At 31.4% G+C, this 21,650-nt stretch carries 15 protein-coding genes and 2 pseudogenes; 14 read left to right on the top strand and 3 right to left on the bottom strand.

Annotated features, from left to right (window positions below; all coding sequences use genetic code 11):
- Nucleotides 1–117 precede the first annotated feature (117 nt).
- Together DN394_RS24805 and DN394_RS24800 are read right to left on the bottom strand one after the other, a co-directional pair.
- On the bottom strand, nt 118–1,275 hold the full coding sequence (locus tag DN394_RS24805) for a sensor histidine kinase (protein WP_001243286.1): 1,158 nt from the start codon (nt 1,273–1,275) through the stop codon (nt 118–120).
- A complete protein-coding gene (locus DN394_RS24800; protein ID WP_001038798.1) occupies nt 1,265–1,960 on the bottom strand; it encodes a response regulator transcription factor in 696 nt (231 codons plus the stop codon). The genes DN394_RS24805 and DN394_RS24800 overlap by 11 nt, the downstream gene beginning before the upstream one ends.
- A gap of 192 nt (nt 1,961–2,152) precedes the next feature.
- Between DN394_RS24800 and yqeK the strand changes: the two genes are divergently transcribed.
- From yqeK to DN394_RS24765, 7 genes and pseudogenes are all read left to right on the top strand, one after another.
- Nucleotides 2,153–2,761 carry a bis(5'-nucleosyl)-tetraphosphatase (symmetrical) YqeK gene (gene yqeK / locus DN394_RS24795; RefSeq protein ID WP_048566376.1) on the top strand — a complete coding sequence of 203 codons (609 nt, stop codon included), beginning with the start codon at nt 2,153–2,155 and terminating at the stop codon, nt 2,759–2,761.
- 13 nt (nt 2,762–2,774) lie between these two features.
- A pseudogene (locus DN394_RS24790) lies at nt 2,775–3,449 on the top strand (DUF3885 domain-containing protein).
- Nucleotides 3,449–4,186: a phosphorylase family protein gene (locus tag DN394_RS24785; protein WP_141522612.1), complete on the top strand. Its 738-nt coding sequence runs from the start codon at nt 3,449–3,451 to the stop codon at nt 4,184–4,186. The pseudogene DN394_RS24790 and the gene DN394_RS24785 overlap by 1 nt, the downstream one beginning before the upstream one ends.
- A 15-nt stretch (nt 4,187–4,201) precedes the next feature.
- Entirely contained in the window at nt 4,202–4,837 is a 636-nt protein-coding gene (locus DN394_RS24780; RefSeq protein ID WP_098150161.1) for an SDR family oxidoreductase, read from the top strand.
- Between the two features lie 89 nt (nt 4,838–4,926).
- Nucleotides 4,927–5,775 carry a GNAT family N-acetyltransferase gene (locus tag DN394_RS24775; protein WP_098704973.1) on the top strand — a complete coding sequence of 283 codons (849 nt, stop codon included), beginning with the start codon at nt 4,927–4,929 and terminating at the stop codon, nt 5,773–5,775.
- Nucleotides 5,776–5,883: 108 nt separating this feature from the next.
- Nucleotides 5,884–6,258, top strand: a complete 375-nt coding sequence (locus DN394_RS24770) for a hypothetical protein (RefSeq protein WP_001059012.1) — start codon at nt 5,884–5,886, stop codon at nt 6,256–6,258.
- A gap of 209 nt (nt 6,259–6,467) precedes the next feature.
- Nucleotides 6,468–8,873, top strand: a pseudogene (locus DN394_RS24765) (M4 family metallopeptidase).
- Between the two features lie 297 nt (nt 8,874–9,170).
- On the opposite strand, the gene DN394_RS24760 reads toward DN394_RS24765, so the two are convergent.
- On the bottom strand, nt 9,171–10,397 hold the full coding sequence (locus DN394_RS24760) for an AraC family transcriptional regulator (RefSeq protein WP_097917178.1): 1,227 nt from the start codon (nt 10,395–10,397) through the stop codon (nt 9,171–9,173).
- A 568-nt stretch (nt 10,398–10,965) separates the two neighbouring features.
- Here DN394_RS24760 and DN394_RS24755 point away from each other — a divergent pair.
- The 7 genes from DN394_RS24755 to DN394_RS24725 all read left to right on the top strand — a co-directional run bounded on the left by DN394_RS24755 (nt 10,966) and on the right by DN394_RS24725 (nt 21,318).
- Complete coding sequence (locus DN394_RS24755; RefSeq protein WP_149294345.1) at nt 10,966–12,627, top strand: SpaA isopeptide-forming pilin-related protein; 1,662 nt, start codon at nt 10,966–10,968, stop codon at nt 12,625–12,627.
- A 92-nt stretch (nt 12,628–12,719) separates the two neighbouring features.
- Nucleotides 12,720–13,523: a class C sortase gene (locus tag DN394_RS24750; RefSeq protein ID WP_170955589.1), complete on the top strand. Its 804-nt coding sequence runs from the start codon at nt 12,720–12,722 to the stop codon at nt 13,521–13,523.
- Between the two features lie 82 nt (nt 13,524–13,605).
- On the top strand, nt 13,606–15,846 hold the full coding sequence (locus DN394_RS24745; RefSeq protein WP_098155911.1) for an MSCRAMM family protein: 2,241 nt from the start codon (nt 13,606–13,608) through the stop codon (nt 15,844–15,846).
- 119 nt (nt 15,847–15,965) lie between these two features.
- Nucleotides 15,966–16,526, top strand: a complete 561-nt coding sequence (locus DN394_RS24740) for a class I SAM-dependent methyltransferase (RefSeq protein ID WP_098150272.1) — start codon at nt 15,966–15,968, stop codon at nt 16,524–16,526.
- 221 nt (nt 16,527–16,747) lie between these two features.
- On the top strand, nt 16,748–17,491 hold the full coding sequence (locus tag DN394_RS24735; protein ID WP_098150273.1) for a hypothetical protein: 744 nt from the start codon (nt 16,748–16,750) through the stop codon (nt 17,489–17,491).
- A gap of 97 nt (nt 17,492–17,588) precedes the next feature.
- Entirely contained in the window at nt 17,589–18,068 is a 480-nt protein-coding gene (locus tag DN394_RS24730) for an SRPBCC family protein (protein WP_098150274.1), read from the top strand.
- Nucleotides 18,069–18,147: 79 nt separating this feature from the next.
- Nucleotides 18,148–21,318, top strand: a complete 3,171-nt coding sequence (locus DN394_RS24725) for an ATP-binding cassette domain-containing protein (RefSeq protein WP_098150275.1) — start codon at nt 18,148–18,150, stop codon at nt 21,316–21,318.
- Nucleotides 21,319–21,650: the final 332 nt, after the last annotated feature.

Genomic DNA, 21,650 nt, shown 5'->3' with positions numbered 1-21,650 from the left:
AGAAAAGGTAAAGAATTTCTAAAGAATTATAAAGGATTATTAAATTTTGGAGTTTAATGGAAAATAAAAGGTCCAATTTCTTATATGGTAAGAAATTGGACCTAAAATTAAGTTGTATTAACATTTATATGGTTGTAGTTTTACAGTGAAAGTTGTTTTTTTATCATCACTATATACTTCAATTGTTCCTTTATGCAATTCCACAATACTTTTTGCAATTGCCAATCCGAGTCCAGATCCACCAGTGTTCGTAGAGCGAGATTTTTCAACGCGATAAAAACGTTCAAAAATATGAGGTAAATCCGTACTAGGAATAGGTTGGCCGTAATTTGTTATATCTATATTAATCATATTATTGCTTTCATAGGCAGCAAGGTCGATATATCCACCATCGTTTCCATAAGCGATAGCATTTATAATAAGATTTTCAAACACTCGTACTAATTTGTCTCCATCAGCTAATACCATGAGTTTTTGAGATGGGAAAGAAGGTCGACATTCTATATTAGCTTCTTGAACTTGTATGCGGAATTGAACAGTTAATTGCCCCAGTAGCTCTACAATATCAATGGGAACAGAATATAAACTTAACTCTTTATTTTGAACACGTGTATATTCAAACAAATCATTCATTAATGCGTTAAGACGGGTTACTTTATCGTAAATGACTTGTATATAATGGCGTAATTCCACTTCATCTCTATAATTATCATGGTGGATTAAATTTACGTATCCAACTATAGAGGTAAGAGGAGTACGTAAATCATGCGATACATTTGTAATAAGTTCACTTTTTGCTTGTTCCGCCTGTCTTTCTTCATCAATCGAAACTTTCAATTGTTCAACAATGTGATTAACCCCGCTTGCTAACTCTTCCAGATAATTATGGTTTACGATAGAGACTTTATGATTGAAGTTTCCATTTGCAATATAACGAATCTCTTCTATCATTTTTTTAATACAAGTTTCATAATAAATCTTTCTTTCATGACGATAAAAAATGTATAGGTAGGATGAGAAAATAGAAAATAAAAACAAATAAGATACAATCATCATCCATAGAGATTCCTTTATTCCTTTATATTTTTCATATCCAAAAATTCGAATGAATTCTTTTCCAAGCTCGCTTAACGTAAGTGAACTTTCAATTACACTTGTAACGAGGCGATATATAATTAATTCAGTAATAGGAGTAAGTGTGATAGCTAACATGAACCAAAAAATTAACTTCCATTTTGGGATATCTTTTAATATATCAAATGCTTCATTTCTCAATTTTATAGCCTACTCCCCAAACAGTATGAATAAACTTCTCTCCATTCATTCCTGTTTCAAGTTTATCTCGTAAATTACTAATGTGAACCATTACAGTTTTATTTGAACCATAACCATCTTCATTCCAAACGCGTTCAAAAATTTCTTCGGAACTAAATACTCTTCCGGTATTACTCGCAAGTAAATATAAAATATCAAATTCAATAGATGTAAGTTTAATATATTCTCCATTTACTTTAACAGTATGATTATGTTTGTGTATTTCAGCAGAACGAATACGAATAATACCATCTTCATTTTTGGAGGAAGTGGCATTTTGGAAAGATGATCTTCGTAACAAAGCTTTCACTCTAGCTACTAATTCTAATGGATTGAATGGCTTAATCATATAATCATCTGCACCTGTCATAAGACCTAATATTTTATCCATATCTTCTGCTTTTGCACTCAGCATAAGAATAGGTACAGTATTATTCTCACGAACTTCCTGGCAAACTTCTAATCCATTTCGCTTTGGCATCATAATATCCAAAATCATAAGATCAACTTCATATGTAGAAATCATTTGCAATGCCTCATCTCCATCATATGCTTTATAAATGTTATAGCCTTCATTTCGCAAATAAACAGCAAGTAACTCAACAATATCTTTATCATCATCAATAATTAATATGTTTTTATTCATTATGTAGTTCCTTTCCTAACAAATCATTAACATTACTATAATATCAAACATTTATGTATTTTGTAGCAATGATTCGCCATAAAATTTCATGTAACCTATAAAAAAGGGATTAAAACATTCATAACGAATACAAATAAAAAGGATATTTAAATACAGCGTTATATTGAATGTTAGGAAGAAAGGTGACTTGAGATGTTATATATGGATATATATTCATTTACTCCAACTGGAAAAATTGAAAATGATATAAAATCGTTTCTATTAAAATACAATAAAGAACTTACTTATAAACATTCAATTCGGGTGGCAAAAGAAGCCCGTAAAATTGCGAGTACGTATCATGTAAATGAAGAAAAGTCAGCGATTGCAGGATATTTACATGATATTAGTGCAATCTTTCCAAATGAAGATCGGGTTGCAGTTGCTGAACAATTTGGAATAGAGATATTACAAGAAGAACGAGAATTTCCAATGATTATTCATCAAAAGTTATCGAGAGTAATTGCAAAAGAAATATTTAAAGTGGATGATGAAGAAATCTTAAATGTTATTTGCTGCCATACTACACTACGTAAACATGCAACGAAAATGGATTTAGTGTTATTTGTTGCTGATAAAATAGAATGGGATCAAAATGGAGCACCACCATATTTAGTAGAAGTAAAAAAAGAATTAGAAAAATCTTTAGAACATGCTGCTTTTGCATATATTTCATATTTGTGGGATAGAAAAGACACGTTGAAAGTTATACATCCATGGCTAGAAGAAGCATATTGGCAGTTAAAAGAAATTGTAGAGTAGAAAGGAATTAAGAATGCAATTAAAAGAATATATGAATCAAACATTCCCTAGGGTTACATTAGTACCACATATATACTTTCAGTGGAAAAATCATCTGCATTTTAACTTTGGGAAAGGGAAATATCAAAATGTAGAAGGAACCGACGATGTAAATATGGAATACTTCTCTCAACTTTATACATATAATAAACACTTATTTGAAGATATATTTTCAAAAGAAGATGAAGTCTTTTTAGTAACAAATGTTTATCGATTTTAAAAGGAAAATGTGAAAAATCCGCAGAAAATTAATATATATAGACGTTTTATTCATAATAGAGATTTAAAGTATCATATAAGGCAAGAAACAATACCTTTTTTATTTGAAGAAGAAGAAGCTGACTTGTATTGTACTTACCAATTTTCATTAAAATGTTTTGCTTGTGATATAAAGTATACACCGCTTATTCAAGCTGCAAATCATAAAGATTTTCCGGGTCTTTATCCTCGTTTTGGACGCAAAAAAGAAATTTCTTATCCAGATGTATTTCTCATAAATGTAACGAAAGATATTATCATGTTTATTTACGATGATAGAGGATGTGAAGTAATTGCGAAGAATAAAGAAACAATACGAAATTTATATGAGAAATATAAAGAGTGGATTCCAGATTATGAACGAGAAAGTATAGATAAAGTATTTACATGATAACAATAGGGGAAGTGAAGCGTGTAATGAAACGTATTGCAATCGTATCCGCATGGGAACCAGAACTTACGTATTTGCATCAATATTATCCAAGTGAACGTATTGAAAAACGAGCAGCTTGGGAATTTCATTTTCACTATATTAATAATATGGAAGTTATCTCCGTAATAACAGGAGTTGGGAAAGTAAGTTGTGCTAGTTGTGTGCAATTATTAATTAGTGAGTTTCATCCAGGTGAGTTGTTTATGACAGGAATATGCGGAAGTCTATCAAATAAGGTGAAAAATGGACATATTGTAGTAGCCCTTAATGCAATACAACACGACGTTACTGCTGCTGGTTCAGGGGAAGATATTTTTAATTTATATAATGGTAGGACAGCACCTATTGAAACAACAAAGTCACTTGTAAGAAGAATAAAAAAGATACGATCTTATGATCCGATTCATTATGGTACATTTTTATCTGGAGATCAACGTATTCGTAATTCGGAAATGAGATATTTACTCCATACTGTATATGGAGCATTAGCGGTTGATCAAGAAGTGGCAGCTTTTGCTTATGTGTGTCAAATCAATAACAAACCTTTTCTCAGTTTAAAAGCTGCATCAGATCAAGCAAATGATAAAACGAAAGAGGAACAAAAAATCTTTAAAATGTTAGCGTGTGAACGAGCGTGCGAGCATTTAATTGCTTTTTTACGTGTACATGAGATTAATGTAGTAAAGAATAGATAGTAAGAGGGGTTAATATTGGAAAGTACAAATAAAATAGCTATTCTAGGTGCAAACGGAAAAGCCGGGAAATTCCTTGTAAACGAAGCGTTAGAAAAGGGATATCAAGTAAAAATATTAACAAGAAATTCTAATAATATCAAAATAACAAATGGAAATTTAGAGATTATTAATGGAGATGCACGTGATTTTGCTTCAATACGGGAATTACTTAAAGGTTGTCGAGCTGTAATTAATGCGGTAGGTCAACCGAAAAATGAATCTTATATTTTTAGCGCAGTAACGAATCATATTCTAGAAGCAATGAAGGAGTTTGAAATAAAAAGATATATTGTAATTTCCGGAGGTTCTTTAAATGTTACAGGAGATCAAAAGGGAATTGTAAATAAAATAGGGGCTACCTTATTTAAAGTTTTTTTATCAAAAATGATGCAAGATAAATATAAAGAATTACAAATTATCCAAAGTAGTGAAGTAGATTGGACAATTGTTAGATTACCATTTGTTATGGAAGGGAAGAGCATCGGAGATATAAAAGAGAGTTTAGTAGATATGCCAGGAATCAAAATTCAAAATAGTGATATTGCACCATTTGTTATAAAACAAATTAACAGTGAGAGTTATGTAGGGAAGTGCCCGTTTATTTCAAATTAAATGTTAAAGAATGATGGGTAGAGTGGAACTAGTACATTTTACGTATTTGAATGCTAAGTTTAATACGAGTAAGTGGGGGAGAATTTTATATGATTCAATACAAAAGATGCAGTGAAGTACGTATAGATTTAGTGTATGAAGCTTTTAAAGATGGATTTTCAGATTACATTATTAAAATGGAAGTTTCAAAAGAAGATTTTATAAAAAGGTTTTTGGGATCAGAAGGGAATTCACTAAAACATTCCTTTCTTGCTTTAGACGGTAACAAATCTGTTGGTGTAATACTTGGCGGGATAAAGGATTATGAAAACATAAAAACAATGCGTTGTGGAACATTAGCGATTCATCCTAATTACCGCGGTATTGGTGTGAGTCAAAAATTATTTGAACTGCATAAAGAAGAAGCGCTTCAAAATGAGTGTAAGCAACTTTTTCTTGAAGTCATTGTAGGCAATGACCGAGCGATTCATTTTTATACGAAATTAGGCTATGAAAAAGTGTACGATCTATCTTATTATAATTTAAAAGATATGACTAAAATAATAACTAAAGAATGTAAGGGAATTGAAGTAAAACAATTAGAATTTCCAGCTTTCAAAGTTGCAATTCAGAAATGGTTACACTTCCATATAAATTGGCAAAATGATATGGATTATATCGAAAAAACAAATAATACATTTTACGGCGCATATGTCGATAATGATTTAAAGGGTTCTATATGTTTGAATGAACAAGGTAAAATTAGTTTTATTTTCGTAGACAAAGACTATAGAAATCGTAGTATTGGATCAAAATTATTACAAATAGCAAAAGATGAGTTAAATTTAACAAGTTTATCAATTGGGTTTCCAAACAACAATTTACTGGAAGGTTTTTTAAAGAAAACTGGATTTGAAAAGAATTCATTAGCACAATATGAAATGTATATTTTGTTATAAAAAGCGAAAGGAGTCATTCTTTCGCTTTTTATTTTTGTACCATATTGATATTTTACTTTGTATAATATTCTTTTTTTATGTAGAATAGATAGGATGGGAGGGGATGAAATGAATAATGGATTAAAGTTTAAGATTTTTGAATTGCATTGTTTCGTTCAAAAGACTTATTCTGATATTAAAATAGCATGTGATATTGCTATTTATCAAGAAAACACTTCTAAATATTTAATTTCATTAGGGTTTTTAAATAAATCATATATGACTTATATAGAAGCAAAAAGATTTTATCGTGAAAATGAAGAACTTATAAGTGTAGAATTTGATAATTTCTTTGATACATATGATAAATTAGAACAAGAATTAAAAAAAGTTATTTCAACTGAAGATAAGAATCCTTCATTGCTACATAACAGGCTTGATCAGTTTCAGCAAAAAGTTGAAAATATAAATGACCTAATAAAAGTATTGCAAAACGCTCGTTAAAGAATACTTTTTCTTTTTCATATAGAAAGTATGCATTAAAAACAAATTAGGGATATGACATATTGAAGAGGTGACTTTTGTTGATGACAGAAGTCATCTTTTTATAATACGGTTTTGCACAATGTGATGTACTTTTTATTTTTTTCTATTTTTGATAGGAATACATTTAAACAGTTTCATATTTTAGGAAATTATACGAGGAAAATAAAATGAATAATAAAAAAGAAATAGCTATAGTTGCATTAACAACAGGGTTAGTTTTAACAAGTGTAACACCATATTGAGTAGCTTATGCAGAAGAAACGGATCAAATGCAAGTTGAAATTCAAGAGGATTCGTTCCGTACAGGTGAACTTACACAACCATCACAAAAGACGCCAGAGAATGTAGTGAAAGATGCACTTAAGGAAAAGAACGGGCATGCTTTGTCACCAAAACAAGTTAGTGGAGACAAAGGGGTAGATTACACCGTTGTTCAAAAACGTAGTTCTTATGATGGGACTACACTTGTGCGTATGCAACAAATATATGAAGGTAAAGAAGTATATGGACACCAATTGACTGCTCATGTAGATAAAAAGGGTATTATTAAAAGTATTTCAGGAGAAAGTGCACAAAATTTAACACAAGAAGATTTAAAGAATGCTAGTAATTTATCAAAAGAAGAAGCAAAACAATATATTTATACGAAGTACGGGAACGATATTAAATTTATTTCTGAGCCAGAAGTTAAGGAAGTTATTTTTGTTAATTAGAATTATGGGAAGGCTAGCAATGCATATCAAGTTACATTTGCCGCTGCAACACCAAACTATGTATCTGGAACTTATTTAGTGAATGCTCATAATGGTGATATGTTGAAAAATATGGTGCAAGAGTCAATCTTAAAAGTAAGTGAAGAGCAAGTGGAATCTTTAAAGGAAACTAAAAAAAGCAATTCCATATCATTAACCGGAACTGGTAAAGATGATTTAGGGATAACTCGCACATTTGGTATTTCTGAACAAAGTAATGGGAAATATGCGCTTGCAGATTACACAAGAGGGCAAGGAATTGAGACATATGATGTGAATTATAGAGATATTAGTTTTGAAGAAAAATATTATCTTGGTATATTAGCAACTAGCACTTCAACAACATTTAATGATCCAAAGGCGGTAAGCGCTCATTTTTTAGCAACAAAGGTATATGATTTTTATAAAGACAAATATAAGCGAAATAGTTTTGATAATAAGGGGAAAAAGTAGTATCAGTTGTACATGCATGGGATTCTGGAGAAACCGATGATCCTAAAAGTTGGAATAATGTATTTAGTGCTAATGTTAACAATGTTAGTATGCTTATATATGGTGATTCAATGGTTAGAGCATTTGACATAGCGGGCCATGAATTTACTCATTCGGTTACATCTAGCGAATCTAATCTTGAATTTTTCGGAGAATCTGGGGCAATTAACGAGGCGTTATCTGACATTATGGGAACGGCTATTGAGAAATATATAAATAATGGGGAATTTAACTGGACAATAGGAGAACAATCGGGATCAGTGCTCCGTAATATGAAAAATCCATCTTCAGTCAATGATCCAGATGATTATAGTAAATACAGTGATTTAAACGGAGAAGATAATGAGGGCGTTCATTTCAACTCAAGTATTATTAATAAAGTCGCGTATTTAATTGCACAAGGTGGCACTCATAACGGTGTAACTGTAAATGGTATTGGTGAAGATAAAATGTTTGATATTTTCTATTATGCAAATATTGATGAATTGAACATGACTTCTAATTTCTCTGAATTAAGATTAGCGTGTCTTAAAGTTGCAACAAATAAATATGGGGCGAACTCAATTGAGGTTGAAGCGGTCCAAAAAGCTTTTGATGCAGCAAAAATTAAAGGGACAGTGAAAGAAAACGAAAAAACTGCAGAAAACCAAGTCCTGAATTAACTGTACCGCTTACAATTACACTACGTGTTGGTGATACGTTTGACCCGATGAGTAATGTAAAAGCTGTTGATAAAGAAGAGGGTGATTTAACAAATAAAGTAAAACATAAAGGCGATGTAGATACTTCTAAACCAGGTACATACATTGTGGACTACTCGGTCGTTGACTCTCAAGGGGGGAATGCAACGGCTACACAGACGGTAATTGTAGAGGGAAATGGAGAAATATTAGATTTAAAGCATACATTAACAGTGCCAACTGCAACGACAATTCAGGTAGGAGATTCATTCGATCCATTGGAAAAAGTATTAGCTATCGATAAAGAAGACGGTGATCTTACTTCTAAAGTAAAACTTAATGGTGAAATGAATACCTCTAAAGCAGGTACTTACGTATTAACGTACACAGTAACAGATTCTGTAGGTAATGAGGTACATGCAATACAAAAAGTATTAGTGAAGGATAAAGACACTAGCAAAGCTAAAGGTATTACTAATAACAGTAATAACGGTAATATCCCGAACAGCATTAATTCTGATAAAAAGAATCTACATATAAAGAGCTTCCCAACACCGGTGCCAGTACAACTAACAGTGCAACAATGGGCATATGGATGGTTATTGCAGGTACAGTACTCACTTTGGCTCGCAAATTTAGAAAGATATAAAAATAATAGTAGGGATTATTTCTCACACAATAATTATTAGATGAATTTTTTACTTAATAAGATTTTAGTATTTAAGTAGTGTATTTTGCTTCTATAAAAATTTGTGCTTGGACGCTATTTTGCCTACAGACCTACATTACATATAAAGCACGTTACTATTCTCATTCAAATAAAAGAATAGTGACGTGTTTTTTGCTTTAAAAATAGCCTAAATTCAAAAGGTCATGGGTGTGGAAGTAATTCTAATCTGCCATTGATAAGTTACTAGAAACACTTTGTTTTAATGAAAGTTTAACTCTATATGACAACATGAGATTTTCGATATTTACCAGGTGTTTCGTTAGTGAATTTTTTAAAAATTTTAGTAAAATAGCTTTGATCACTAAAGTTGAGTGAAGCACATATGTCTGATAAGGGATAGGTTGTGAAAGTTAATAATTTTTTTGCTTCTTCAATTCGTTCACGTTGAATGTACTCAATTAATGAAATACCGACTTCTTTTTTGAATAATATAGATAAATAATCCGAATTTATGTTTGCAAATTTAGCAAGTTGTTTAACAGATATTTGATTGTAAATATTTTCAAAAATATAGTTTTTGCAAATAGCGATAGTCTTTGAGTGTTTCTGTACTTTTTGTGCTTTTACACGGTCTGCAAAAGTACAGAAAACATTCCTTAATAAATCCCAAACAGATTCTGCGTCTTTTAAATCCTCTGTCTTTTGGATGTATAGATCATAAATCTTGTAAGCAATCCCGGAAGGAAGTCCTCCTTTTATCGCATATCTAGTAGCAAGTGTGATGGATGAAATACAAATGTTTTTATGACGTCTTAATTGATGGAATGAAGATAAGGATGAAAGAGTCTCTTGTTGGAATTCATAATAATATTTGAGTACGCTTTCTTTATCCCCATTTTCTATAGCTCCAAGTAGTTGGTTCTCTATATACAAATTATGACAGATGGATTTGTTTTTTTGCATTGAAATATATACATCCTCGTTTAAGATACTGCTATGACTTACATGAAATGAGTCACTGTTATTTGAAAAGGTACTTACATTTGAATTTTTTTTATAGAGAATGTTATAGAACAATATTGCTATATTTACAAAGAAATTTTGATCTTTGACTGACAATGAAAAATAATGGTCTCTTGTTCTTTTATAATTCGAAATAAAATTAAGGTTACTATCCGTTTTACTTGTAGAAAAATTTACATGTGTCAAGGGCCCAATAATAACAGTACCGTTCACCATATAATGGCTCTTTATGTGAATTAAAATGAAGTGCCCTAAATATTGGTGAGTTCTGAAGATAGGCGAATTAAATGAATCATTTTTTTGAAAAAGCACATGTAACTGTTCTATTTTTGATTTATAAAACGAATGTGAATCATCTTTTGATGTAAATTCTAAAAGAATATTTTTGTTACAATCTAAAAAACAAACTGGAATTTCAAAATATCGGAAAAACATATTACAAATGTACTCTATCTCAACTAGACTGAGCTTTTTAGTCATATTATTCCTCCTTACAGTTGTGCGTATTAGTTGAATGTTTACATATTCCTTTCTTTCATATGTAGAAACGGAAAAACTTTATCTATAAAAATTATAAACTTCTAAGAATAATACCATAATTTAACATGAATAGCACATATTATTTGAATATACAGGTAATAGTTTTAGGGAGTAACGTAAAATATGAATTGTCACACTTATTCGTTGTTCATTGCTTATATGTATCAAAAATGATTAAGATTGGATTTTAAATAGGGATAGGAGGGGAGAGATTAATGAATTGAAGTTAAGTAATTAATGAAAATTAGCGGTAGAAGTAAATGTGTAACGATTTTTGAAGTAGAGATATAAGTGTAATTCAGGGGGAAACTACATATATCATACGGAGAAACTACGTAATAATAGAAAATAAGTAGAGTGAATAAGTGTTTGTAAACAATGGATTGTTGGACGACTATGTTTTAGGTTACTCGTTTAAATCTGGTACTTGGCACACTATTGCTTTTAAGAGGGTAATAGTAATAAAGGGATTTTTAAAATGATAGAAGTAGTAAAGGGGATAAGAGAAATGAAAAAAATATTTAGTGTGCTTTTAGTATTTTTCTTAACATTTTCTACATGGTCTAGTGTATTAGTAAAGGCAGCTTCACCATCCAAAGGTACTTTAACGATTCATAAATATGAACAAGAAAAAGATGGCGCACCGGGGCTAGAAGGTGATGGTTCTGCAAATCAAGAGGTACCAACAAATGCGAAACCGTTAAAAGGTGTAACGTTTGAAGTGAAAAGGGTTGCGTCGTTTGAAAAAATTTCAAACGATGGGAAAATCGTGAAAGAAGATGTGAAGCCTGTAATAGGAGCAACTCCAACTCAAGTAGTAACAGATGATAACGGACAAGCTGTATTAAAAGAACTGCCGCTAGGACGTTATGAAGTGAAAGAAGTGGCAGGACCTCCGCATGTTAACCTAAATCCAAATACGTATACAGTGGATATTCCTTTAACGAATAAAGAGGGTAAGGTGCTAAACTATGATGTTCATATGTATCCGAAAAATGAGATTAAACGTGGTGCAGTTGATTTAGTAAAGACTGGTGCAAATGAAAAAGCATTAGCAGGTGCAGTATTCTCTTTATTTAAAAAAGATGGTACAGAAGTGAAAAAAGAGTTAGCAACAGATGGTAATGGGCATATTCGCGTGCAAGGATTAGAGTATGGGGAATACTATTTCCAAGAGACAAAAGCGCCGAAAGGGTATGTACTAGATCCGACTAAACACGAGTTTTTTATAAAGACCTCCGGAACTATCAACGAAGATGGAACAATTACTTCTGGTACAGTAGTTAAAGTAGAAGTGCAAAACTATGAAGAACCAAATATTGATAAAAAGATTAACGGGGATTTGGAAGCGTTACCAATTAATCCGTTAACTAATTACAATTATGATATCAAAACATTAATTCCAGAAGACATTAAAGAATACAAAAAATATGTAGTAACAGATACTTTAGACAATCGTTTAATGATTCAAGGAAAACCAGTCGTGAAAATTGATGGAGCGGAAGTAAATGCAAGCATTGTAGAGGTAGCTGTAGAAGGCCAAAAAGTAACAGCCACAGTAAAAGATTTCACAAAGTTAGATGGTAAAAAAGAATTTCATTTACAAATTAAATCACAAGTAAAAGAAGGCGTACTATCTGGTTCGGAAATTTTAAATACAGCAAAAATTGATTTTATAAATAAAAATGATGTATTTGGAGAAAAGGAATCTAAACCTGTAGTTGTTGTTCCGACAACTGGAATAATTGAGTTAACAAAAATTGATGGTGCTAATAAAAAGAAATTAAAAGGTGCAGAGTTTGTACTTAAAGATAAAAATGGGAAAATAGTTGTTGTGGCAGGTAAAGAAGTCACTGGTGTATCAGGTGAAAATGGTGTTATTAAATGGACTAACATTCCGTATGGAGACTATCAAATTTTTGAAACGAAAGCACCAACATATACAAAAGAAGATGGTACAACAGCTTCTTATCAATTATTAAAAGACCCCATTGATGTAAAAATTAGCGAAAATAATCAAACGGTTAAATTAACGATAGAGAATAATAAAAGTGGATGGATGCTTCCAGTTACGGGTGGTATAGGAACGACTCTATTTACTGTACTAGGCCTTGCGTTAATGGCTACAGCGGCATTTGTTTTCTTTAGAAAAAAGTTTGCTAATAATTAAGGTTTTAGGAACATGTAACCATGTGATGTGAAAAGGGGAGAAGTAAAATGCTCCCCTCTTTTCGATATTTTAGTATATACAGAGGTGGAAATATGAAACGAAATCTTGTTTTAGGAGGTATTTTTTTATTTGGTTTAGGTATTTTTTTATATCCTACTATTAGTAATTGGTTGGCGACTCGTGCACATTATTCTGAGGTTAGCTCTTACGATAAGAAGATCAAAGCACTACAAAAGCAAGAAATCGTACGAAGAGAAAAAGAAGCAGCCGAATATAATAAACAAGTTCAAACTTCCATGAAAACATTTGCAGATCCATTTTCTGAAGAAAAAAGTAATCATCAAGCGTATGCCGATGCGTTAAATTTAGGTGATGTAATGGGTTATATTGAAATATCGAAAATTAATATAAAACTACCAATCTATCAAGGGACTTCTGAGGAAGTATTGAGTCGTGGGATAGGTCATTTAGATTATTCTTCGCTGCCGGTAGGTGGAGAAAATACGCACACTATTTTAACAGGGCATCGTGGTTTACCATCAGCAAAATTATTTACAGATTTAGATAAGTTGAGTGAAGGAGACCGTTTTTATATTCACTCTTTAGACAAAGTTCTTGCTTATAAAGTAGATCAAATTAAAGTAGTTTTACCACACGAAACGGACGATCTACAAATTGTAGAAAATAAAGATTATACAACATTAATTACGTGCACGCCTTATGGAGTAAACACCAATAGATTGCTAGTTCGGGGTGAGCGTGTAAAGTTCAACCCGGAAGAAAAACAAGGAATGAGTACAGAGGTATCTATGTTTAATAAGTGGACGGTAATAGTTCCAATCCTATTGTTATGTACGCTTCTGGTCGTAATTTATAAGAAAAAAATAATTAGATAGAATGTATGTAGGGAAGGATTACTAATAAAAGTGCATTTTATTCAACTGTAGAAAAAATACGGTAAAGGTGGGAACAAAGGAATTGAGTCTACGATTAAAACTGGTAAGTATTCATTTTATCGTTTTGTTAATGTTATGTGTAAGTTTTGTCGTATATGTACCAAAAGAAGCATATGGATCCACGACTAACTTAGAAGATCTAGGGGATATATCGCGTTATAATGCTGTTGTCTTTGGTAACCATATAGCAGTAGGTGGCGATATTGAAGGAGCAATCGCAGTTCAAGGTGATATGGATGCATCAGGTTATACGATTGTAGGTGCAGCAGCAGGAACATCTAATATAGTAGGTGAAAAATGGAGTAATGAGGGATATCCATCCTTGTTATTGTCTGGAAAATTTAAAAAATCAAGAGAGGAATCTTTTATTATTCAAAACGGAATAGTCGTAATGACAAAAGAGAGTGATCCAGATCGTATCATACAATCTTCTTATGATCGTATCGTTTATAAAGAAAAACTAGAAATTGATGCGAAATTTAATGAATTTCGCATCATAGTCAACCAAGTCAGTAAAAATGCAGGTCAATATAAAACGGATACCCCAATTTCAAATATGAGTTATGGTATTGGAAAAGATATAAACAATCCTAATATTTATGTTTCATCAGAATTGACCGGGAAAATCAATTTAGATATAAGAGATGTATTTTTACCCAATGCTAAAGGAAAAGATTTTATCGTTATGTATTCGGATGCAATAGAGGTTACATTTAAAAATGGGTCCATTCTATATGACACGAACAATATTGGTAGGGCTACGGATATAATTCCTACATCTCAGCCCTATTCTCCTAATTCACCGTTCACTGAGCTATACGGGAAGGTGATTTGGGTTTTTCCTAATGCGAAAAAGATCACAACAGAGGGATATGGTGTTGTTGGGAGTGTGTTTGCTCCAAATGCTGTATTAGAAACAAAAGGCGGCTCAATTAATGGACAAGCATTTGTCAGTACGGTACAACAAACTGGTGGATTTGAATTTCACAATTTCAAATTTAACTGGCAACTATGGAACAAGCCTAGTACAGGAAAAGTAAAGATAAAAAAAGTAGATAGTAATAATGATAATAAAGAATTGATGGGGGCAAAGTTTCATATTGAAGATTCAAATAAAAAAGTAGTTGGTGAGTTAGTAACAGATGAAAAAGGGGAAGCGATATCAAAAGAATTACCAATAGGTAACTATACTCTTGTGGAAACAGAAGCGCCTAAAGGTTACGAATTATTAAAAGATAAAATAGCTGTAAAAATAGAAAAAGATGCAGTAGTAGAAATTAAAATAGGAAATAAGAAATTACCAGATCCGGTGGGGAAAATGAAGCTAGTGAAAGTAGATACGGGAGATAAAAATAAAAAGCTAGCAGGAGCAAAGTTTCATATTGAAGATTCAAATAAAAAAGTAGTTGGTGAGTTAGTAACAGATGAAAAAGGAGAAGCGATATCAAAAGATTTGCCAATAGGTGACTATACCCTAGTGGAAGTAGAAGCACCTAAAGGTTATGAATTATTAAAAGATAAAATAGCTGTAAAAATAGAAAAAGATACAGTAGTAGAAATTAAAATAGGGAATAAGAAATTACCAGATCCAATGGGGAAAATGAAGTTAGTAAAAGTAGATACGAGCGATAAAAATAAAAAGCTAGCAGGGGCAAAGTTTCATATTGAAGATTCAAATAAAAAAGTAGTTGGTGAGTTAGTAACAGATGAAAAAGGAGAAGCGATATCAAAAAAATTACCAATAGGTAATTATACTCTTGTGGAAACAGAAGCACCTAAAGGTTATGAATTATTAAAAGATAAAATAGCTGTAAAAATAGAAAAAGATACAGTAGTAGAAATTAAAATAGGGAATAAGAAATTACCAGATCCGACTGGGCAATTTGAAATTGAGAAAGTTGATGATAAGGATATTAATGTAAAACTAAAAGGTGCTGTATTTCAAGTTTTAGATAAAGAAGGTAAAGAAGTTACTAGATTAACAACGGATGAAAAAGGAAAGGTGATTTCCAATCAGTTAGTACTTGGAAAGTATACGATTAAAGAAATAAAAGCGCCAAACGGATATATGTTACTTAGAGATCCAATAGAAATAGAAATTACAGAAGCGGTAAGGACACAAAAACTAACAGTGAAAAATGTGAAAAATAATTGGGTAATCCCTAATACTGGTGGCAGCGGAACAACAAGTTTTTACGTGATTGGTTTTGTGCTAATGTTTGGCGTGCTATATTTCTGTAAGAAAAATCGTTACATTAGATAATTTTTAGGGGATGAGTTCGTTATTGTACTGGATTCATGCTATTAAATTTGTTGAAGAAGGAAGGATAATAGTAAACATAGAATATATTAATAAATGAAAATGTTTACGAGGTGAAAGTGATGGCAATAAAACAGGACGAAATTAAAGTAGTAGTCGGAGCTGGAGTGTTTAATAATAATCCAGGTTGGATTCAAACGCAAGAAGATGAACTTAACTTACTAGATAAAGCTACGTGGGAAGAAAGATTTGAATACAACTCTATTTCAGCTATTTTAGCTGAACATGTATGGGAGCATCTTACGTTTGAAGAAGGTGTAAGAGCAGCTGGAATTTGTTATGAATTTTTAAAGCCAGCAGGACACATTCGGTGCGGTGTTCCTGATGCATTTTTCCGAGATGAATTGTACCAAAATATAGTTCAAGTAGGCGGACCAGGCCCGAAAGATCATCCAGCAGCAAGTCATAAAATTGTTCATAATTATAAAACATTAACAAAAATGTTTGAAATTGCTGGATTTGAGGTAGTTTTACTTGAATATTGTGATGAAAATGGGCAGTTTTATTATAAAGAATGGGATGCTAATGACGGTGTTATTTTCCGTTCGAAAAGGTATGATTCTAGAAATCGAGGAGATAAACTTGGGTTTCCATCGTTAATTGTTGATGCGATTAAACGATAAGTTTTTCAAGCATGTAGATTTAGTACAATAATTTCATGAGTTACAGCGTTTTTTTATATGCTGTAATTCTATGTTCGATGATGATGAGGTCATAACAAAAGGAGAAATTCTTAAAGCTACATGATATGAGTTAAATTGAGCATAAGAAATATAGTACTTATTATTAAATTGGCAGAAGGTATTCTTTCTGCTTTTTATTTTGCAAAGGGGATGAATATACTATGCAACCTATAAAACAAGTGGCATTAACATGCATTAATCACGATCCAACAGGGAGCTTATTATCTACAATAAAAGAACTAAAAGAGGAATTATTAAATTTAAATTATGATAAAAAATATTTAACAATTAGTAATGTAACACCGAAAGAAATTGTAAAAGAACTAGAGGAATGTAACTTCCATATAAATATAGTAGAAAAATCAGGGGTAGGGAACGCACGTAGGGATTGTTTGAAGTTTGTTAGTAACAATGATCATGATTACTATTACTATCACTATTGTGACTTTGATCGTTTGCTAACTTGGATGAAAGAATATCCAACTGAACTTAATTCGTTCATTCAGAATATAGTGGATGTAGATTACTTAATCATTGGCAGAACGGAGAAAGCTTTTCAGACACATCCTGAAGAATGGCAAGTTACAGAAACAGTATCAAATAAAATTATGTCATTACAATTAGGGAAACAAGTAGATATTACAGCTGGTTCATGTGCGTTATCTAAACGAGCAGTTAATTACATAATAAAATATTCTAAATGCAGAATGACTGATGGAGAATGGCCGATGATTATAAAAGAATTTACAGATTTTAAAATCGGGTATATTGCAGTAGATGGTTTAAAATACGTGAATAGTCTTAACCAAGATAATATTATTGATCCAATAAAAGCATGGTCAACCAGATTAGAACTTTCTTATGCAATAAGTCAATCGATTTTGAATCTAACGAAAACTCATTAAACTAAGCGGGTTGGAATAGAGATTTCTTTTTTTGATGAAATCATGTAAAATAGAACGTATATTCGTTTTTGAAAAGGGAAAAGGGGGGTAATTAATAATGTTAGCTGTAATAGATAAACAAGATAATGAATACGTAGTACAATTTGATCGTCATTTTTCATATTCAAAAGAAGAGGTTTGGTCAGTTTTAACAGAAAACAGTAATTTAAAAAAATGGATGTCTAATTTACAAATTGAAAGCCTTAAAACTGGTGGAATAATAAAGTTCAACATGATGGACGGTTCATTCATAAACATTGATATTTTAGAGTGTCAAGTAAACTCAGTACTTGAATTTACTTGGGATAAAGATCGTGTCCGATTTGAAATACATAAAGAGGAAAATGGTACTCTTTTACTTCTTAAAGAATACATTCATGAGTTAACAGATCATACACCGAAAGATATAGCTGGTTGGCATATTTGTTTAAATCTTTTTTCTTCCGTTCTAAAAGGAGAAGAAAAAGAATTTTCTAAAGATGAATGGCAACAATGGTTTGATATATATAAGGAGAAGGTTATTGAAGTAAGAGGATAATTACATAAGAGGTTATATTCATTGTGTAATTATTACACTGTAAAAATGATTTTAATGAAAAATAAGAATTGAGGTTAATATGAAAGTAAATCAATTAATTGCTAATAACATAAACAAATTAGATACATTCATTCCATTTAATAAGTCTTTTGGAATCGCTGGTTTATCAGGCTCAGGTAAAACAACTTTTTGTCAAACGATTGGTGAAGAATCAAAAAAACGATTAGTTTCTTTATTGCCAAAGGCTGAATATCAATATTTATTTCCTAACATTATGGAAACGAATTTTAGTGCTATTAAGATAGAAGGTATGCCTTTAGTTCTTTTTCTAGGAAAATCATCGATTTCTTCCAATCCACGTTCAACAATCGGTACACATACTGGTGTTTTCACAGAGGTACGTGAAAAACTTGCTGATGTATTTCATCTTTCACCTGAGGTTTTTTCATTCAATAACCAGTTAGGCTGGTGTACTGGCTGTAAAGGCCGAGGTACTACTAAAAATATTGAGTGTAAAAAATGTAAGGGAAAACGTTATAGCGAAGAAATCGAACAACATACGATAGATTTATTTGCTAAACCACATACAATTTCAAATATTAATGATTTAAGTGTGGAGTCTATTCTTTCGTTAGCGGAAGAGTTAAATATTAGTGAAGCAAAGCAACATATACTGCAAAATATAATTAATATGAACATTGGTTATTTAACATTAAATCGAATTATGGGTACGTTGTCAGGTGGAGAGTTAACAAGACTATATTTGGCTGAATTTATGGCAGTAAGCGAAAATGCTGTAATTATTATTGATGAGATTTCAGTTGGACTTGATCATGAAACATTATTACAAATATTAGAAGAGATTAAGCAGTTAGGGTGTAAAAATCAAATTTGGCTCATTGATCATTCAGATACTGTACTGGATACAACAGATGAGCAATTGTTCTTTGGACCTGGTAGCGGAAAATATGGTGGACAAATTGTGAAAGAATCGCCAAGACCAAAATCAATACTGTGCGATCTAAATAAAGAAGTACTAACAGAATATTATACATTCCAAGAATTATATTGCCGTAATATCCAAATGGCGGAGTTTCAGATTCCTAAAAATAGGCTTGTAACAGTTACAGGAGAATCTGGTTGCGGGAAATCTACACTTGTCAATGAATGTTTAGCTACAGATTTCTTGAAACGATATCCAAAAGATAAACTAGTTATGGTAGGGCAAGATCGCAATCAATCCATTACAAGTCGATCAACTGTAGCTACTTTCCTAGATATTAAAAAGAAACTAACAAAGTATAGTGAAGAAATCGATGATATTTTCGAGCGCTCGATTGAAGATATTATTGATGAACTTCCAAATGAAGATATTGCGTATAAACGCTTGAGCCTATTAATTAAACTAGGACTTGGCTATTTAACGTTAGAACGAAAAACACAAACATTATCAACGGGTGAGTTTCAATGTGTTCATTTAGTTTCGGAGTTATTTGCAAACACAAGAAATCCACATACATTATTTATTTTTGATGAACCTTCAAAGGGGTTATCACAAAATATTTTAAATCAATTTATAGATAGTGTTAGAGGGATATTGCAAGATGAATCAGTTTCTATCATTATGATTGAACATAATAGTTACATGTTAGAAAGCTCTGATTATATTGTAGATTTTGGGAAGAGACAGCTTAAATCTATAAAGCATCTTGATGTAGTAGGTCATGAAGATTATTATCGTCAAAAAAGCAGTGTGAATAATGCTGAGCAAATACATATTTCTTCAGCACTTAAGCATAAAGAAGGCGTTCACTATTTAGAAGAAAATCATATTCACTATTTTAAAAATGCCGAAAACATTTATAAGGGTGGTATTTTAAAAAGTTTATCATCAATGGCCCGTTTAATTTATAGTGAATATGAATCTGATACAATTGCACCTGTTGTTGCTATTGATCTTGAAAGACATTTATACAGTCAATATAGTTTCTTATATGAAATTGGTGGATTAATTAATCATATTGTAGCTGCTCATCCAACTAATAAAGATACGAGAAGTTTTGATTTCTATTCACAGGACAACCATTGTCCATCTTGTTCTGGACGTCTTCAAATTGAAGTTTTCGATAAAGATATTACAATTCAAGATAAAAACGTTCCATTTTGGGACGGTTTATTCGATCCGGAAATCATGAAAGTATTAAAATTTTATCAATATGAAAAAATAGAATTTCTATTTGAAGAAATTAAAAATGAGCTTGGTCACGATTTATCAAAGAGCTATAAAGATATGTCAGAAGAAGAAAAGCATACGTTTTGGTACGGATATTTTGATAAATCATTTTATGATAAAAAAGGAAAGACACGCAGAACATGGGTAGGATTTAATACGATTATTGGTGGATATATTGTTATTTCAAAAGCAGCTATTAAAGAAGAAATTAAGACTTCTAAAGAAAAGATGACATGTCCAATTTGTGAAGGGACGGTATTAAATCATCATAAACCGCTTAAATTTGGTAACTTCGATATTCGTGAAATTATCAATCAACCTATTGATGAAGTGTTGAAGATAGTCGGTGATTTACCTGCACTTCAAAAATTGAAATCTATTGTTGGTGGCGATATGATATTGACAGAAGATGTTTCTTTATTGCCAAGAAAAGTACAAGTTGCACTGAAAATGTTTGAATTAGAACAGGCAAGCTTTTCAAACTATGAAATGGTGTTACAAAATGTCTTACCATTCTGGGACGAAATAAAAGGAAATATCGAATCCATTAGTGTTAATAATCAAGTAACTGTTTGTGATTTCCCTAATGTTTATGAAACGAGAGAAAACATTATAGATAAGTATTTCACAAATGGTAAATATAAAAAGCTTACGTATGTATATGAAGCGTTTGGATACAAAAAGTTAGTTACCCAAATTAATAAAATTAAAAAAAGTAATCCATGTCCATTCTGTAAAGGAAAGAAAGTTATAACGGAAGATAATCTACATGATGGTGTATTTAAACTAACAATCCCATGTGTAACTTGTAATGCAACTGGTATTAATGACGAAGGACTAAAAGAAGTTGTTGAGGGCGTGGATGTACAAACATGGTTAACTGGAAAAGTTAATGATGTTGTGGCTGAAAGCTTATTAACAGAAGCTGTTGCGCAAATACCAATTTTTAATCGCATTCGCGAATTGGATAAACGAGATATGATGGCGGTTTATGAATGTCTTGAGAGTAATCAGTAAAGTTTTATTAGTTTATGTGTTATTAACATAACTTATATAAAACGTATATTCTTTATAATAACGCAGTATGAGTATTACAAGGTAATGAAAGAAGATCCAATTTCTTAATGTGAAAATTAAGGAATTGGATTTTTTAGTATTTTTATGTCCCTTATACTACAATATAATATGGAGGAGAGATAGAAAAAAAGAGACGAACAGTTGATATATTATGTAATTATTATATTATAAAAGTGATTATTAGGGGTAAAAACAGTTCGCAAGTAATATCTTTTGCTTATAATATCTTCATTCCGTTGTCTGATTTTTCGGATTTAACAGAAATATATACT

Origin of the sequence: Bacillus sp. BB081, assembly GCF_008368895.1 — a bacterium.
GTDB classification, from domain to species: Bacteria; Bacillota; Bacilli; order Bacillales; family Bacillaceae_G; genus Bacillus_A; species Bacillus_A wiedmannii.
The sequence above is the reverse complement of the archived record's forward strand: the minus strand, read 5'-3'. Positions and strand labels throughout refer to the sequence as shown.

Bases quoted from the DNA above. Each gene is read 5' to 3' on its own strand.
- DN394_RS24800 (WP_001038798.1), bottom strand. From the start codon at position 1,960: ATGAATAAAAACATATTAATTATTGATGATGATAAAGATATTGTTGAG.
- DN394_RS24755 (WP_149294345.1), top strand. From the start codon at position 10,966: ATGAAAAAAATATTTAGTGTGCTTTTAGTATTTTTCTTAACATTTTCT.
- DN394_RS24750 (WP_170955589.1), top strand. From the start codon at position 12,720: ATGAAACGAAATCTTGTTTTAGGAGGTATTTTTTTATTTGGTTTAGGT.
- DN394_RS24725 (WP_098150275.1), top strand. From the start codon at position 18,148: ATGAAAGTAAATCAATTAATTGCTAATAACATAAACAAATTAGATACA.
- yqeK (WP_048566376.1), top strand. From the start codon at position 2,153: ATGTTATATATGGATATATATTCATTTACTCCAACTGGAAAAATTGAA.
- DN394_RS24730 (WP_098150274.1), top strand. From the start codon at position 17,589: ATGTTAGCTGTAATAGATAAACAAGATAATGAATACGTAGTACAATTT.
- DN394_RS24770 (WP_001059012.1), top strand. From the start codon at position 5,884: ATGAATAATGGATTAAAGTTTAAGATTTTTGAATTGCATTGTTTCGTT.
- DN394_RS24740 (WP_098150272.1), top strand. From the start codon at position 15,966: ATGGCAATAAAACAGGACGAAATTAAAGTAGTAGTCGGAGCTGGAGTG.
- DN394_RS24775 (WP_098704973.1), top strand. From the start codon at position 4,927: ATGATTCAATACAAAAGATGCAGTGAAGTACGTATAGATTTAGTGTAT.
- DN394_RS24735 (WP_098150273.1), top strand. From the start codon at position 16,748: ATGCAACCTATAAAACAAGTGGCATTAACATGCATTAATCACGATCCA.
- DN394_RS24760 (WP_097917178.1), bottom strand. From the start codon at position 10,397: ATGACTAAAAAGCTCAGTCTAGTTGAGATAGAGTACATTTGTAATATG.